The 15,669-nt window shown below is 48.1% G+C and carries 12 protein-coding genes and 2 pseudogenes; 3 read left to right on the forward strand and 11 right to left on the reverse strand.

Annotation, left to right across the window (positions count from 1 at the left end; translation table 11 throughout):
- The first annotated feature begins 52 nt into the window (after positions 1–52).
- Positions 53–2,206, forward strand: a complete 2,154-nt coding sequence (locus tag AYR61_RS04080; RefSeq protein ID WP_065901813.1) for a KxYKxGKxW signal peptide domain-containing protein — start codon at positions 53–55, stop codon at positions 2,204–2,206.
- A 106-nt stretch (positions 2,207–2,312) separates the two neighbouring features.
- On the opposite strand, the gene AYR61_RS04085 is transcribed toward AYR61_RS04080, so the two are convergent.
- Complete coding sequence (locus AYR61_RS04085) at positions 2,313–3,116, reverse strand: putative ABC transporter permease (protein WP_065901815.1); 804 nt, start codon at positions 3,114–3,116, stop codon at positions 2,313–2,315.
- Between the two features lie 48 nt (positions 3,117–3,164).
- Positions 3,165–4,355: an MFS transporter gene (locus tag AYR61_RS04090; protein ID WP_056986994.1), complete on the reverse strand. Its 1,191-nt coding sequence runs from the start codon at positions 4,353–4,355 to the stop codon at positions 3,165–3,167.
- 354 nt (positions 4,356–4,709) lie between these two features.
- Between AYR61_RS04090 and AYR61_RS04095 the strand changes: the two genes are divergently transcribed.
- Together AYR61_RS04095 and murI are read left to right on the forward strand one after the other, a co-directional pair.
- Positions 4,710–5,834 (forward strand): GGDEF domain-containing protein, encoded by a 1,125-nt coding sequence (locus AYR61_RS04095; RefSeq protein ID WP_054708345.1) that lies wholly within the window; start codon positions 4,710–4,712, stop codon positions 5,832–5,834.
- 524 nt (positions 5,835–6,358) lie between these two features.
- Complete coding sequence (murI, locus tag AYR61_RS04100; protein ID WP_054708354.1) at positions 6,359–7,141, forward strand: glutamate racemase; 783 nt, start codon at positions 6,359–6,361, stop codon at positions 7,139–7,141.
- A gap of 57 nt (positions 7,142–7,198) precedes the next feature.
- Here the strand turns inward: murI and AYR61_RS04105 are convergent, their stop codons facing one another.
- The 9 genes and pseudogenes from AYR61_RS04105 to AYR61_RS04140 form a co-directional block, all read right to left on the reverse strand.
- On the reverse strand, positions 7,199–9,130 hold the full coding sequence (locus AYR61_RS04105) for a copper-translocating P-type ATPase (RefSeq protein ID WP_054708359.1): 1,932 nt from the start codon (positions 9,128–9,130) through the stop codon (positions 7,199–7,201).
- Positions 9,127–9,402 (reverse strand): cupredoxin domain-containing protein, encoded by a 276-nt coding sequence (locus AYR61_RS04110; protein ID WP_065901817.1) that lies wholly within the window; start codon positions 9,400–9,402, stop codon positions 9,127–9,129. Before AYR61_RS04110 ends, AYR61_RS04105 begins: the two co-directional genes overlap by 4 nt.
- Before the next feature lie 15 nt (positions 9,403–9,417).
- Positions 9,418–9,789 (reverse strand): cupredoxin domain-containing protein, encoded by a 372-nt coding sequence (locus AYR61_RS04115; protein WP_054708365.1) that lies wholly within the window; start codon positions 9,787–9,789, stop codon positions 9,418–9,420.
- 362 nt (positions 9,790–10,151) lie between these two features.
- Positions 10,152–11,294 (reverse strand): annotated as a pseudogene (phnW, locus tag AYR61_RS15485) (2-aminoethylphosphonate--pyruvate transaminase).
- Between the two features lie 6 nt (positions 11,295–11,300).
- Positions 11,301–12,047: pseudogene (gene phnX / locus AYR61_RS15490) on the reverse strand (phosphonoacetaldehyde hydrolase); the annotation flags it as partial.
- Between the two features lie 26 nt (positions 12,048–12,073).
- Entirely contained in the window at positions 12,074–12,934 is an 861-nt protein-coding gene (locus AYR61_RS04125; RefSeq protein ID WP_065901818.1) for a PhnE/PtxC family ABC transporter permease, read from the reverse strand.
- Positions 12,931–13,731: an ABC transporter permease subunit gene (locus AYR61_RS04130; RefSeq protein WP_056986992.1), complete on the reverse strand. Its 801-nt coding sequence runs from the start codon at positions 13,729–13,731 to the stop codon at positions 12,931–12,933. The genes AYR61_RS04125 and AYR61_RS04130 overlap by 4 nt, the downstream gene beginning before the upstream one ends.
- Positions 13,728–14,492 (reverse strand): phosphonate ABC transporter ATP-binding protein, encoded by a 765-nt coding sequence (gene phnC / locus AYR61_RS04135; protein ID WP_082409162.1) that lies wholly within the window; start codon positions 14,490–14,492, stop codon positions 13,728–13,730. Before phnC ends, AYR61_RS04130 begins: the two co-directional genes overlap by 4 nt.
- A gap of 27 nt (positions 14,493–14,519) precedes the next feature.
- Entirely contained in the window at positions 14,520–15,548 is a 1,029-nt protein-coding gene (locus AYR61_RS04140; protein ID WP_065901819.1) for a phosphate/phosphite/phosphonate ABC transporter substrate-binding protein, read from the reverse strand.
- Between the last annotated feature and the right edge of the window lie 121 nt (positions 15,549–15,669).

A 15,669-nucleotide genomic window follows, 5' to 3' on the forward strand; every position in this document is an offset into this window, starting at 1 on the left:
GCCAATAGGGTGGCAGGCAACCGTCAGATATTATTTTAGGGGGATACACATCATGACGAAGAACAATCATCAACAACTGATGCAAGCAACAACGGAACGTAAGCACCACGTTAAACTATATAAGGCAGGTAAGCTTTGGCTTGCTGCCGGCATCACGACAGCTGCAATGGGAATTGCGGCTATTTCTGGTGGCGTTGTGGCGAACGCTGATAGTACTGGGGAGCCAGCTAGTGGTGAGACAACTTCGGTGACCAACGACAGCGATTTGACTGTTACAAAGTCACTTACCTTGAATTCAGCGTCATCACCCGAGGATTCTCAGGCTGATCCTGTTTCTAACGGAAATGAGACTCCTGATCCAGATGGTAATGCTGCGCAAGAAGGCACCGGTAGCGAACAGTCTCAGTCTGAACAGCTAGAACAAGGAAATACTGACACCGGCCAGTCCGATCCGGACGAACCGGGGACGCCGGGACAAGGCGATAAAGGGCAGAATCAACAAGAAAGCAATGAGGGTTCATCTGTATCATCGTCATTCACGTCGACAACGCCAGCGGATAATCCTAACGAGTCTAAAACAATCGTCAGTGTCACAATAGATCAATCTAATGGTGCAAGGGTTAATACGTATTCAGACGGAAGCACTAAAGAAATAATGGGTGTTGCTGACAACGTGCCTGATGAAGGACAAATTGCAGATACCAGCGTTGACCTCACAAATGACGATCCGGCAAGTATTAGTCCAGTCACGGAAGAAGATCAGGACCTTGATGCAACACCAACAACTATTCACTTTACGCTTGTGGATCCAGATAATCCGAATGACACACAAGTAGTAGATTTAAATACTGGCGAAAATATTGATGATATTACGGGTCGTTTTAACAGTGCCGAGGTTAGTGATGAACTTGCATCGGAACTGACTACTCTCGAAGGAGAGGGTTATATACTTGCGGATAATGGTTACGAAGATGCTTTGAAAAAGGCAGGGCTGACCGAAACAACTCCTAATATAACGCTGGGAGAGGCTGTAAATACGGTAACTGCATTGGTGCAAAAATCAATTGATGATTATAACGCTGCTAATCCGGGTGCGAATTTAAAGCTCATTGGGGTTGTTGATGGTAAAACAGAAGGTCTCTATACTGATGAGGGTGATGGGTACATTCCAGCAAAATTAATATATGAGGTTTATTCACCTCAATTGCTCACAGATGATAGTACGCCATCTTTATGCGATGTTTCAAGAACTGTTACGGATGGTGCAACACTTGCGCCGACATTTGGAGCAGTTAATTATGTGCTCAATGCATATAATTACATGACTTTTGTTTCTATAGGGAGTAATGATACAACGACTTATACGCCAGCTGATGGGAGTGGCGCAATTCTGGTCGGAACTTTTTCAAAATTGCATGAATATGCTGGTGATAAATCGATTTCGGGGCAGTTTAACTATGAGCCTTCTACTTATAACATTACGTTGTCAATTCAAAGAGAAATACCTGAGGATCCAGCAGGTACACCAGATGACCCGTCCGCAATGCAGGTATTTACTAAAGTTCTCGTTCCGGCACCAGTAACTGCAACTGGGAAAACACCGGAAGATAGTGATGATGGTGTACCAGGGACAACCCCATTGCACGTCTACACAAAGGCGAACGTACCGGGTTCAGTAACTGCTAAAGGTAAAACACCAAAGGATGAAGACGGCGTTCCAGGTATTGGCACCCCACTACACGTCTACACCAAGACGGACGTGCCAACGCCAACTACGCCAAACGACACCACGCCATCAACTCCTACGCCGGACACAGTCACCAACGTGCCAACTGCACCAACAACACCAAGTGACGTGGTCCCATCAACGCCAGAAGGTGATACGCTAACTGAAACACCAACGACACCTGACAACAACGATGTGACACCGGCTGGACCGTCTGCTGACACGCTCACACCAACAGCTGCCAACGGTAACCAAACGACCACCACAACTGCCGGCGACACGACACCAACAATCTTAACCACCAGCAGTAACGTCCAGGTTGAAACACCAAACAGTGCTGCAACACCAACCAAGACTGCAGCCAAAGCTGAATCGTTGCCGCAAACGAGCGAACAACATACCAATAGCCTTGCGATTCTTGGGCTCGCACTGCTTGGCGGGTTACTGAGACTCGTTGCGCCAAGACGTCGTCATAACTAATGTGTCTGATCAATTAAATAGACAACTCAATGTTTCACATGAAACATTTTTAGACTAAAATAACGTGTTCAGGGTCAATCGGCCTTGAACACGTTATTTTTATGACTTATTTGTCGTTCTGTTTGCGACGGCGTTTCATCACGTCGGCCAGGGCAGTAATTTCTTTAGCAGACGTATCAGTTCCGTGAACTTGCAGGTTCGGGAGCCCGTGAAGAAGACGGCGTTGCACGTAATTCAACCGTGGCACCTTATCGCCAGTATCCTGACCAGAACGGTAAGTGTCCAACCAGTTTTTGGCATTCTCCAAGGTGGCATCGCTTCGGTCACGCAACTCTTTCTTCTTATCTTCAATGACGTCACCGATCCGTTTGGTAGCTGCGCCAAAGGCAAGAACGTTCGCAAGGGTGAAGCCAAAGTCGAAGGCGAATAGAATTAATAACACGATAGCACCAAAAATTCCATGGATCGCAGCCAGATGAAGCACCGCCTTAGCGACCAGCGGGTGGATCACCTTGACGATAACCACCACACCGAGTCCCCAAAAGGCAGAGATGGGGAGTGCGACTCGGCCGTTTAGATTTAACGGCACTTTACTGTAATCCCACCACCGCGCGTGAAAGAGGACTTCCATCAGCCAGCTGGTGATGTATCCGATAACCGTGATGAGAATGGCGCTGACGAAATAGACGGCGATGAGGTTGTGCTCGAACGGATGAATGGCGGCCAGAACCGCAATCATGCTGAAACCGTAGACGGGAATTGCTGGGCCGTTTAGGAAACCTGAGTTCGTCCATTTTTTCTTGCGGACACTGACGTAGCCACTTTCCCAGACCCAGCCGACGAAGGCGTAGGCGAAGAAGTAGAGTACCCAGATCGTGAAATTGTATTCCAGTGTTAAGTTGTAGGCCATGTTGTTTCCCCCAATGGACAGCGTTTTCTTAAGTATACCAAACCAACACTAGGCACGTTTGAAATGATTGCGATTTAGGACAAAACCGATGGTAATGTTGATGACCGCGAGAATCATGAGGACGATCACAATGTCGGACCAGGAATGCGTGTGACTTTGCAGAACGCCTAACAATACGGGGCTGATGCTGGCAATGAGGTAGCCGCCTGATTGGGCAGTACCGCCAATTTGACCCGCTTCATCAGGGGTGTTGGCCAGAATTGTAATGAAACTCATTGCTAGCGAAAAGATGGCCGCGGTGGTGGCACCGAGAATCATTGTGGCAATCGTCAAAACGACGGTGCCGCTGTTGAAGAGAAACGGTGTCAGGCCGATGAGGTAGCCTAGCAGGATCAGTGTGAGGCCAATGCGAAGCTGTTTATAGCCGGTGAGAAAGCGCGGTGCCCAGTAGGAAAAGGGCACGCCGATAATTTGGAAAACACCGAAAATGAGGTTGCTGGTGGTGGCAGAAAGGCCGTGACTCGTCAGCAGACTGGGAAGCCAGGCAACCGCGGCATAGTAAATCGCAGATTGGACGCCCATGAAGACCATGAGAAGCCACACAGCACTGTTTTGGTAAACGGAATGGTGGGGTGTCGCTGCTGTCTCAGTGGTTGCAGCAGATGAGGGTGCCGGCTGCGCAACTTGTTTGGGCGTGCGTAATAGGAAAATGCCCAGATAGATAACGGCGAGGAGTGCGGGGATGGAAATGAGCTGAACAGTATGCTGCCAGCCAAGGTGTTGCGCGGTAGTGGCGGTTCCACCGGCAACAATGGCCGCAAAGAGGTTCAACGATGCAGTATATAAGCCGTTCAATCGAATCTGATCCCCGGGGAACCAGGAGAGGACGAGAATCGGAATCCCAATATTCAATACGGCGATGGCGAGACCCACAAATAGCGTTCCGATAAAAAGTAGCGTTGGCGAATAGACCCGGACAAAGTTTGCGATCGTCAGGACAATCAATCCCGTTATCAGTGTGGTGTGCAGGCCGACTTTCTTAATAATGAGACTGCCGATGGCAGAAAAAAGCCCAAAGCACAGCAGGGGAATCGATGTCAGTGAGCCAATCTGGGATGTTGAAAGTCCCAGACTGTGTTGCAACATCGTGGTCAACGGCGGAATGACAATAATGGCGATCCGCATGTTGGCGGCAATTAAAATAAGAAGCAGGGCGAAGCTGGTAAATCGTTTATGCATCGTAAAACCTCCAAAAAGGGCGCAGTTCAGTAGGCGATTCTCGCCTAGCAAACTGCGCCAGTATCATGACGGGATGTGATTCCCGCTATCAGAACTTGTTTTGTATCGTTGTTCAATTTTAAAAAAGTGTAGCATAGTTTAGTGGGTCAATCAAGGTGATGAGAGACGTCTAGTGTATTTTATGCTGATTAGTGATAGTGAAATAGCCCATTTCTATATCTAATAATATGAAAACAGACAGTTTATTAATAATTGTTCGGTTATCACGTGACAAAGTGCTACTATTGACTTAACAAGCATGTCTAGGCGATGGTTCTAGACATCAGCAAACGCGTAGGTAGGGTGGTGATCACCATGTTTTGGCGAAATCTATTTAGCAGCATGGCCTTTTTAACGTTTGGATTGGTTGGCTTTGCGGCGATATTTGGCAATATTGAGACGGTCAGCGAACGACTGGCGACTAAGCGACATTGGTTAAGCGTGTTTCGGCAGGAACTCGCGCTTGTAGGCTATGTGTGCGTTGCGCTCGTTGGCCTCTATTTTCTGGCACAATCATGGTGGCATCAGTCAAACGATGGAACGCTGTACTGGATCTTTATTAACGCTCAATTTTTAGTGTTGATCTACAGTAATCTCATGTTGAAATCCGTGTGGAGTTTTTTGATCGTTCAGTCGATGGGCGCCGTCATTCTTGGCGGAACCGGGTCGATGTCAGTATATACTTGGGCGGTATTCATGATTGCGGGTGCCATCATCTTTACTGAACGCCTGTATAACAGCTTTTTTGATCGGCGGCCGGTATTATACGCGATACCGCCACTACTGGTTGGCATGGGGTCGTGGTATGCCGTTTCGGTGAGCTACTATATTACCCACGCGCAGTTGCTAGTCCAGATTGTGGCTTTTCTGGTCAGCGGTTTTGGCGTGTACACCTTTAATCGACAGTTGCATAATGATCAGCGCGTTTTAGTCAAGCTGACGCAGGAAGTGCAGTACGATGCCCTGACTGGCGCTAGAAATTGGATGATGTTTCGAGATGACCTGGAACGAGCCTTTAGTAAGGTGCACCATAATCGGCAAACGTCCCTGATCGTGTTTGACGTGGATCACTTTAAAAGTGTGAATGACACGTTTGGCCATTTAGCGGGTAATCAGGTGCTGATGGCAACGTGCAGCACCGTTCAACAGGTACTGAGTGAAGTTGGCGCTGCTGATACCTTGTATCGAACGGGTGGCGAGGAATTCGCCATTGTGCTGGTGGACAGGACACCGGAAATGGCTAGACAAATTACTGAACTGTGTCAAATAAGGTTGCGAAGACTGATCGTCCGTGACCAGGGCGAGCAAATTCGCATCACAGCCTCGTTTGGTGTGACAACAATGACCCGCCATGACCGTAACGCGACAGAAGCCTTTCGAAGAGCGGATAAGAATTTGTATCAATCGAAGAGAATGGGGCGGGATAGGATTACGGTGTAGAGAGTGGAAGCAAGCGGTTAAGGGGCGGTGTATAAGGCACTCTGGCCTAAAAGTCCGGTTCTGACTTTTAGGCCAGAGTGCCTTATACATTAGCCCCTTGCTTGCTGGAACTCGTTTCGGCACAGCTGCCTAGAAAGGAGTCCGGGCCTGACTTTTTGGTCAGAGTCCGTTACACGTTAGCCCCGTGCCTTGTGGAACTCGTTTCGGCACAGCTGCCGAGAAAGGCTTGCAAGCCCTAACGTTTAGACCAGAGTGCCACATACGGTCCTCCTCGCCTACCAACGAACTTGTTCCAACACGACGCTCAAGAAAGCAACTCACCAAACACCACAAACCCACAACAAAGCGAACCCAGCCAACCAAAAAATCAACACCCAAATGCCATTTAACAGCCTTTAACCCCGCGACTTTGTATTGCGCCAAAAGGTGTACTATACTAGAGTTTCAGCATCATTACGTTTAAAAGCTAGAACAACTTACGGATGGTTATCCTAGACTCTATTTCTCAAAAAGAGGTTTATATCATGGTCAATCAACAATCACCAATTGGCGTTTTAGACTCTGGTGTGGGTGGTATCAGTACGTTACAGACGCTGACAAAACTACTGCCGGACGAAGATTTTATTTTTTATGGCGATTCCGCGAACGCACCATATGGCGAAAAGGATGCGACGACGGTACAGACATTGGCGAATAATGTCATCGAGACGTTACGCAATCAGGGTGTTAAGGCAATCGTGATTGCTTGCAATACGGCAACGAGCGCTGCTAAGCCGCAACTGATGACGGCCTATCCAGATATGCCCATTCTTGGTATTGAACCAGCGTTAAAAGAGGCAGTTGATGCTGGCAAACAGCATATTTTGGTGATGGGGACGCCGCTCACGATCAGTTTACCAAAGTATCGCGCTCAGGTGGCACGGTTTGCGGATCAGGCCGATATCCATTCGTTACCGTGTCCAGGATTAGCCGACCGCATTGAGCAGGGACATGCTGGACTTCTAGAAATCACCGCCCATTTAACTGAGTTAATGGCGCCGGTGGTCAACGAACCCATTGATGGCGTTGTGTTGGGGTGCACACATTATCCGTTTATCGGAAAACTCATTCAGGCCCAGTTTGACCACCACGTTGACCTTTATACAGGGTACGAGGGGTTGACCAATTATTTGAAACGACAACTGGCTGACCATGATCTATTACGGTCGGGGCATACCAAACAGTCGGTGACCTTTATGAGCAGTCGTGACACACCAGCTGAACTGGCATTGTACCAGCAATTGTTTGCAAATGGGATTGGCCTTTAACTATCAAAAAAGACGTTTTCGCAGTGTTAAATCGCGAAAACGCCTTTTTTTGTTGGCTTAATCAAGCTGGACGTGATGCTTTGGCTTGATTTTAGCTTTGTTTAGTAGGACTGAACTGGTAACAACGGAAAGTGAGCTGAATGCCATAGCCAACCCAGCAAGTTCGGGGCTCAGACTGATACCGATGAAGTAGAAGAGACCGGCAGCAACCGGAATGCCAAGCACGTTATAAACGAATGCCCAAAAGAGATTGAGTTTGATCCGGTTAAACGTTTTTTTACTCAGTGCCAAAGCCCGGTCGACATCACGCAGATCGTTTTTAACAAGAACGATGCCGCCTGAATCAATGGCAATATCAGTTCCGGAACCCATGACGATCCCAACATCGGCAGTTGTCAGCGCGGGGGCGTCGTTGATGCCATCCCCTACGAAGGCGACTTTGCCGCTCTTTTGCAGTTCGGCGATGTGGTCGGCCTTATCGCCAGGAAGCACATCGGCGATAACGTCATCAATACCAACTTCATTAGCAACTGCTTGTGCGACCCGCTGATTATCGCCGGTGAGCATCACAGTTTTAAGTCCCCGTGCCTTGAGGTCGGCAACGGCTTCTTGTGACGTTGCCTTTGGGACATCCTGAATGGCAATCAAGCCGATCACTGTTTGATCAAGGCCAACCAGAACCACTGTCTTGGCCTCATTTTGTAAGGTGACCATTTGCGCTCTCAAGTCATCGCTAAAGGTGAGGTCCTGTGCGAGTTTATCGTTACCAACAACGCCGCTTTGACCGTTGAGTTGCGCTTCAACACCCTTACCTTCGATGGCTTTAAAATTGTTGGTGGCGCTGAGGGTGATGTTATCCGCCTTAGCACGATCCAGGATAGCGGCAGCAAGCGGATGTTCGGAGTCTTCTTCCAAACTTGCGGCGATGCTCAGCACTTGTTTGGTGTCGCCAACGATGTCAGTCACTTGAGGTTTGCCAACTGTGATGGTTCCTGTTTTATCAAACACGACAGTTTGAATATCATTGACGGCTTCCAAAACGGTGCCGTCTTTAATGAGGATCCCCATTTTAGCACCGCGACCGGTGCCAACCATGAGTGCGGTGGGGGTTGCTAACCCAAGCGCACATGGGCAGGCGATGACAACCACAGAAACAGCGAAGATCAACGCATTCGCAACACTTGCACCTAAGAAGACGTACCAAACGAGAAACGTTAGAATTGCCAGAATCAAGACAATCGGAACAAAAATATCGGAGACTTTATCCGTTAAATTTTGAATGGGTGCGTGGCTATTTTGTGCTTTTTTGACCAGTTCAACGATTTGTGACAGCATGGTGTCTTCACCGATTTTGCTGGCTTTGAAGGTGAACGTCCCGTTACCGTTGATGGTGGCACCGATAACGGCGTCGTCCGTCTTCTTTTCAACGGGCATACTTTCACCAGTGACCATTGATTCATCCACACTTGACACACCTTCAGTGATCACACCATCAACGGGAATCTTTTGTCCTGGCTTAACCCGAATAAAGTCGCCGACCACAACCTCAGAAAGCGGGATCTTGGTAAATTGACCGTTACGCAGGACTTCGGCATCCTTAGCTTGAAGGTTGGCAAGTTTTTCAACAGCGTTCGAGGCATTGTTTCGCATGCGCTCTTCAAAGACTTGTCCCAGTAAAACGAAAGTTGTGACGAAGGCGGCACTTTCAAAGAACACGTCTTGATGGGTAATCATGGCATAAATGCTGTAGACGTAGGCCGTTACTGTCCCAATCGCAACGAGCGTATCCATGTTGGAGTGGTGTTTTGTAAAAGAGGCCCAAGCACTTTCCCAAAACGGTCGAGCGGAAATTAACATAATCAACGTTGTGAGCACCAACTCGGTCCATGCACCACCCGGTAAATTCCAGCCAAATGGCATTAGGATCATGTTGGCCAACATTGGTAGTGAGAGGATCAGTGAGATCCAAAAACGTTGGCTGATACTCATGGTTCAATGACCACCTTTCCGTGAAACATGTCCATGCCGCAACTAAAGTCAAATTCGCCAGTTTTACTGGTATCGATAGTGACCGTTTTGGTTTCATTGAGTGGCAATTCTTCTTCAAAGTTCAACGCCTTAGAATGGACAACGTCTAAACAGCCCTGATCATTCGTCCGGGTAAAGCTGAGTTCTGCAGGAATCCCTTGGTGCAGGGTAATCGTTTCTGGTTTGTAGCCGCCTGCGACTTCGACTGTTGCTTGTTGTTTGTTTTCGCTCATCATAATGTCCTCCAATTATTTAATGATCAATTTGCCATGAAACATATCCATGCCGCAAGCCCACTGGTATTCACCCGGCTTGGTAGTGTCGATGGTGATGGCTTCTTTTTGGTTCCGCGGCAGTTCCTGGTTGATGCCAAAGTCGCTGAAGACAACTCGGTCTAAACAACTTGATGCATCTTTTCTGGTGAAGTTCAGGATGGCCGGCACGCCTTGTTTTAAGACGACCGTTTCCGGTGAGTAGCCACCGTTGACTTCAATATCAATTTCTTGTTGCTGATCTTGAACATCAGCAGCGACCTCTTCAGTGGTATGTTTACCGAAAAACCACCAGACGATAAAGCCGATAACTGCTAGACCAACGATTAAAACACTTATTTTAAGCATGGTGTTTCCTCCTTTTTACATGGACTACATATGTAAACTATGAACATAGCATAATCCCGAAGTTTACAAATGTCAACAGTAAAGATATAAACAACTGTCATTATTGTTCCGACGGGGACTTGTTCTAAATTAACTTCCATTATCGCGTCATTGTGGTGACCTGCCAATTGGGGAATTGCCCAATTTATTTAAAGGTGGCAAGTAACGGAATAGGATTGTGGCTGCTAGCACGTCTCTGTGCGGATAAAGTAAAGCACCCACTTGGACTGAGGGGGATGCTCAGTCCAAGTGGGTGCTGGGAGGGTTATAGGGGTGGTGATCATCCTTAATACAGTGGGGGACTGTGGATGAGGGGATGGGTACTATTGTGCGACAGTGAGGTGTAATTCTTGTGTCGTATAGTCAGTGATAATTTGTAGAAGTCGGGTCACATCGGCTTTACTAATGTCACCAATGTTGCCGATTCGGAAACTGTCTGCCTTAGAGACCTTACCTGGGTAGATAAGGAAGCCGCGGTCTTTAAGGTAGTTGTAAAAGGCCCGAAAATCGAAGTCGTCTGTAGGATAGAGGAATGAGGTAATGATTGGTGATTGAACGGCCTCGGCAATCACGACCTGATAGCCCAGAGCAAGGAGTCCCTCACGGATGAGTTGTTCATTTTTTTGGTAGCGCCGGAAACGAACGGTGATGCCACCTTCGTCGGCCAATTCGCGCAGGGCTTGAGCAAAGGCATAAACCACGTGGGTTGGTGACGTACAGCGCCACTTACCGTCATGTTCTTCAAACGTCTTGTACTGATCATAGAGGTCCAGTGAGAGTGACCGTGCTTGGTATTGCGTCGTTTCTAAAGTTGCTCGTTTAGCAAGGACGATACTAAAGCCTGGGACACCCTGAATACACTTGTTAGAACTCGTAATGAGGTAATCTGCTTGTAGCGCAGTGAGATCGATTGGCACGCCACCAAAGCTCGACATAGCATCCACGATGGTCACAATGTGCCGCTCTTGCAATTCTGGAAGAATGGTCTCGATCGGGTTTAAGATGCCAGTCGTTGTCTCGCAATGCACCATTGCAAAATGGGTGATTTCTGGGTGGGCATCTAACATCGTTGCAACCAAGTCATGGGTAATCGGTTCAGTTTCAGACACCTTCAGATCAACATGTGCGATGTTCAGGTAATCGGCCATTTGCATCATTCGTTCGCCGTATGCACCATTTGCAGCAATCAGTAGGGTGGCATTTTGTTTCGGAATGGCGGTTCCCAGAGTGGCCTCAACGCCAAACGATCAGCTTCCTTGCATCAGAACGGCTGTGTAGTCTTTTTGGCGGGCGTTTGCGATGGCGACCAATTCATGACGAACCCATTGTGTGAGTTCTTTGTAATCGTCATCCCAGGTGCCGTGGTCGGCTTGCATACTAGCCTTCACCGTTGCTGTTGTTGTGAGCGGACCTGGTGTCAGGAGCAACGGGGTTGCTTGTTGATGATCGTTGAGGGATTCAATCATTGGAATCAGGTCGGCAATGTTGTTGATCACAGCATCGGCACCTGCTTCTTTGAGAATGGCAGCTGCTTGCATCCGGCGCATATCCTGGTCCTGAATTGGTAGTTGGGTAAATTGTGTTTCAGACAGGCCGATGAGACTGCTGCCTTCAGTTACGCCAACAGAAATGGCGCCAGCATTCTTTCCTTCTAAAATATCGCTAACAGAGTCGCCGATCTTGATGATCTTTGATGGATCAGATAAGCCTAATTTAGTCATGGCGAGTTGCAACATATCGGGAGCTGGACGGCCGACATGGTCGGTCTGTTCAGATGTGATGTTGTAAGCCGGACGGTAGCCTTGACGCGCTGCTTCAGGTAAGACTTGATCCAGCATTGCCTGCGTGTATCCCGTAGTGGTCGCAAGCTTGATGTTGTGGTCTTCCGCAAAGGCAATTAAGTCGTTCATCCCAGGCTTTAACGTTGCCGTTTCTGCCAGAACAGCCTTGACTTCAGTTTGAAACTGACTGTAAATGCGTTTGCCTGCCTCGGTTAAGGGGACATCAGCTTGATGCTCCTGCCAACTTGCCTGAATGTCAGGGTCGTTCAGCATTTTTTGAATATGAGTCTGCTTATCAAGGCCCATGTCCTGTCGGATGAGCGGTTCACTGATCGTGATACCAAAGTGCGCAAACGCCTTTTTAAAGGATGATACGGGTGCCAGACAACCATAGTCGATGGTGGTGCCGGCCCAGTCTAAAACAAGTGCTTCGATCATGAGAGATCCTCCTATTGGTGAGTGAGTTATTGGTTGCCCATTACGCGCTTACGCAGTTGGTAAGAGGCAATTTCAAGCAGGATGGCGAAGACGAGAATCAGGTAGACAATAACGCCCACTTCGTGAAAATTAAAGTAGAAGCTGCTGGACATGAAGAGCTGGTAGCCAATGCCGCCAGCACCGGCGGCTGCCCCTACAGCGACCGCGTCCGCAAAGTTAATTTCAAAGCGGATAAACGTCCAACTTAGAAAACTTGGGATGAAGTTAGGAATCAACGCTTGGCGAATAATCGGCCCATTTTTGAGCCCCATTGCGCGCATGGTCTCAATGGCGTCTGGTGCGAGTTCGTCCATACTGTCGGTGTAGACCTTAGTGAGATAGGCAACACTGTGAAATGTGAGGCCGATAACTGCGGCGTTGGCACCAAGACCAAAAACGACACTGTAGATCAGTACCCACAAAACGTTAGGAATCGCCCGGATCAACGCCATAAAACTTTGAATGCCTAATCCGATCCAAGCTGGAACAAATTGGCGAAAGCTGATCACAGCCAAGCCAAAAGCGATAATCGCACCAAGCATTGTTGTTAAAAGGGCGAGCAGCACACTTTCTAACAGTGCTTGTAACAACTGGACAAACGTTGTGTTACTTAGCGCGGGATGGAAAAACATAATCTGAATGTTTTGAAGGAACGTTTGACTTGCTGCAAGCAGGTCAAGCTGTTCGGGTACCATGGTGGGTAAGGTTGTTAGTGTGAGGTACGCGAGTGCGAGAAGGGTGAGGTAAATGGTCACGCGGCGGCGATCTCTAAACCGTAATGGCACTTTAAATTGCGGTCCCTGAGCCATTGGGGTGGGCATTGTGAGTTGCTTTTCTGGTTTGATCATGCAATTAACCTCCCGATGAGATTAGAAATAACTTCAACAGCGACAACGAGAATGATAACGGCTAGGACAACCAGACCGGCTGCACCATAACGCATGCCCTTGAAATAGAGGTCAAAGATGAACCCAATTCCCGTACCTGTCAGCAGACCAACGAGGGTGGCGTCGCGAATGTTATTTTCAATCATGTAGAGTACCCATGAGAGTAAGGCAGCCGCAATTTCAGGGAGCAGTCCCTGGAAAATGACCTGAAGATAGTTGGCACCCGTTGCTTGCAGTGCTTCGATCTTATCAGTGCCAAAGTCCTCAATCGTTTCCATGAATGCCCGTGTTAGAAACCCCATGGTCATAAAAAATAACGCTAAGAAGCCAGTGAGGTCATTTTGCTTGAACGAAAACAGCAGGATCATTGCCCAAGCAACAATGGGAATGTTACGCATTAGTGAAGAAAAGCTACGGATGACCCAAGTGACAGCATTGTTGATACTAAGGGTGTTAGCACCGAGAGCCGCTAGGAACAGCGAGATGATTGCTGCGCAGGTCGTTGACGATACAGCGATCAGGAAGGTTCGAATCAGCTGGTGAAGGATGTCCTGCCAATACTGGGTTGATTCCGCATTCGGGATGAAGTTGTGAATTAACCAGATCACGCCATCTTGAGCATGGAATAGCGCACTTGTTTGAAATCCAAGACCAACGGATGCCACGCCGTAAGCAAGTCCAAAAATTAGGACTAGCATGGTTAGGTGAAGGCGTTTTTTGAAGAAAAAACGGCTGATTGTCAAAGCCTTTGGTGTCATGCGAGTGCCTCCTCACTAGGAACCAGATCCTTGCGATAGATCTGAGCGGCAGCTGTATCCGTTAGTGCCTCAGCGGTATCGTCAAAGACCACTTGACCACTATTGATTCCGATAATGTGATCAGTGTAATCCCGTGCGATATCGACCTGATGCAAGTTGACTAAGACTGAAATATGATCATCTATGGCCAACTGACGTAACGTTTCCATAACAAGAATTGAGGACTTTGGGTCCAGTGACGCAATTGGTTCATCACACAGAATCATTTTTGGATGTTGCATGAGTGCCCGCGCAATGCCAACCCGTTGCTTCTGACCACCACTTAGATGACGACATTGTTGATAGGCAAAGTTGCCAAGACCAACCTTATTTAAGAGCTGAAGGGCCTCTTCTTTTTCAGATTGACGATAGAGTGAAAAAATACCGGCAAGGGTTGATTTACTGCCTAAACAGCCGTGAAGAACATTTTCAATTGCGGTCAACGGTTCGATCAAATTATAGTTTTGAAAGATCATCCCGATATTGCGCCGTGCTTGCCGTAATTGTGACCGGTTGAGTTGTCTGAGATCCAAGTCGTTTAGCAGGACCTGACCCTCATCATCGGTGATCAACTGGTTAATACTGCGTAAAATGGTGGTTTTACCAGCACCAGAGGGACCGATAATAGCTGCCACCTCTCCCGTTGCAACGCTGAATGAGACGTCGGTGAGCGACCGTTTTTGACCATCGTAGCTTTTCATCAAATGTTTGACTTCTAACACGGGAATTCCTTCCTTCTCAGTTAATCTTTATTCCCCTAAGATCTTGTGGGTTGGGGCATACCACTTATCGCTGATTGCAATAAAACGGGTGTCGCCGTCCTTCGTGAACATACCTCGAACCTTGGCGTCTGCGGGTGCGAAGAACTTCTTGTCGTTAGTGACTTGTTTACTGGTAAAGACCTTGACGATCTTATTGATTTCTTTTTGCGTCACACCCTTTTTGTTCACGACCACTGGTTCGTTTTGAACGGGGTAAACTGCAAGCGCAATGCTTTCTTTTCCACGAACAGCGTCAAACGGAGCGGCAGCGTCCTTGTTGATCTTAAAGTCAGCACCAACCTTTGAGGCGTCATTGGTGAACTTACCGTATTGAACCAAGTCGGTATCATCAAAGGCAGCCACGTCAGCGTCACCCTTTAATAGATTGACCGCTGATCCTTGGTGAGACCCGCCAAACAGCACCTTTGAGAAGAACTTGCCGTTTTGAGACAGGTCGTCCTTACTCTTTAGCTTAAAGGTTTGTTGCAGGGCACCAGCTGGAATGGCGAAACCAGAAGTCGAGGTGTTAGAGACAAATGACATTCGCTTGCCCTTGATCTTATGAATATCGTACTTACCGTTTACCTTGTAGGAAGCGGCTTTGTCCTTTGGCACCATAATGTAGCTTCGGTATTGCGCGTCAGAGAGGGTCCCCGACTTGCCGGAGTGGGTCATGATCGGCACCACGTCCTTGCTTTGTTTGTGGGCTTGGATGTAGCCTTCAGCGCCCATCATCGCAATCTGTGCTTTACCGGAAGCGATGGCTTGCACGGCGACGTTATAGTCGGTCGTCGTCTTGACGGTCACTTTCTTGCCGGTTGCCTTGCTTAGCGCTTTTGCGACGGATGTTCGCGCTGCAGTTGCCTCCTTAGCAGAATCACTTGGCAAGAAAACAACTGAGAGGGACTTGTTGCTTGCAGATTCACCGGTTGAATCTGCTGATTGGCACCCTGCGGCAGAGAGGGCAACACCGACCATGCCGGCAGCGAGTAACGAACGTTTGAAAATTTTCATCATGTAAGCTCCTTGTGGGGTTAGTTTTGGATATGAGTACAGCTTACATGAGCTATGTAAAGATAGAGTTAGTCTTATGTAAAGGTTTTGACACCCAGTGTAAAGGTTTGGTAAAGACCAATTT

Origin of the sequence: Secundilactobacillus paracollinoides (assembly GCF_001702155.1) — a bacterium.
In the GTDB taxonomy this organism is placed as follows: domain Bacteria; phylum Bacillota; class Bacilli; order Lactobacillales; family Lactobacillaceae; genus Secundilactobacillus; species Secundilactobacillus paracollinoides.

What these genes read in the sequence shown, in the direction of transcription:
- AYR61_RS04080 (WP_065901813.1), top strand. Translation starts at nt 53, where the DNA reads ATGACGAAGAACAATCATCAACAACTGATGCAAGCAACAACGGAACGT.
- AYR61_RS04085 (WP_065901815.1), bottom strand. Translation starts at nt 3,116, where the DNA reads ATGGCCTACAACTTAACACTGGAATACAATTTCACGATCTGGGTACTC.
- AYR61_RS04090 (WP_056986994.1), bottom strand. Translation starts at nt 4,355, where the DNA reads ATGCATAAACGATTTACCAGCTTCGCCCTGCTTCTTATTTTAATTGCC.
- AYR61_RS04095 (WP_054708345.1), top strand. Translation starts at nt 4,710, where the DNA reads ATGTTTTGGCGAAATCTATTTAGCAGCATGGCCTTTTTAACGTTTGGA.
- murI (WP_054708354.1), top strand. Translation starts at nt 6,359, where the DNA reads ATGGTCAATCAACAATCACCAATTGGCGTTTTAGACTCTGGTGTGGGT.
- AYR61_RS04105 (WP_054708359.1), bottom strand. Translation starts at nt 9,130, where the DNA reads ATGAGTATCAGCCAACGTTTTTGGATCTCACTGATCCTCTCACTACCA.
- AYR61_RS04110 (WP_065901817.1), bottom strand. Translation starts at nt 9,402, where the DNA reads ATGAGCGAAAACAAACAACAAGCAACAGTCGAAGTCGCAGGCGGCTAC.
- AYR61_RS04115 (WP_054708365.1), bottom strand. Translation starts at nt 9,789, where the DNA reads ATGCTTAAAATAAGTGTTTTAATCGTTGGTCTAGCAGTTATCGGCTTT.
- AYR61_RS04125 (WP_065901818.1), bottom strand. Translation starts at nt 12,934, where the DNA reads ATGATCAAACCAGAAAAGCAACTCACAATGCCCACCCCAATGGCTCAG.
- AYR61_RS04130 (WP_056986992.1), bottom strand. Translation starts at nt 13,731, where the DNA reads ATGACACCAAAGGCTTTGACAATCAGCCGTTTTTTCTTCAAAAAACGC.
- AYR61_RS04140 (WP_065901819.1), bottom strand. Translation starts at nt 15,548, where the DNA reads ATGATGAAAATTTTCAAACGTTCGTTACTCGCTGCCGGCATGGTCGGT.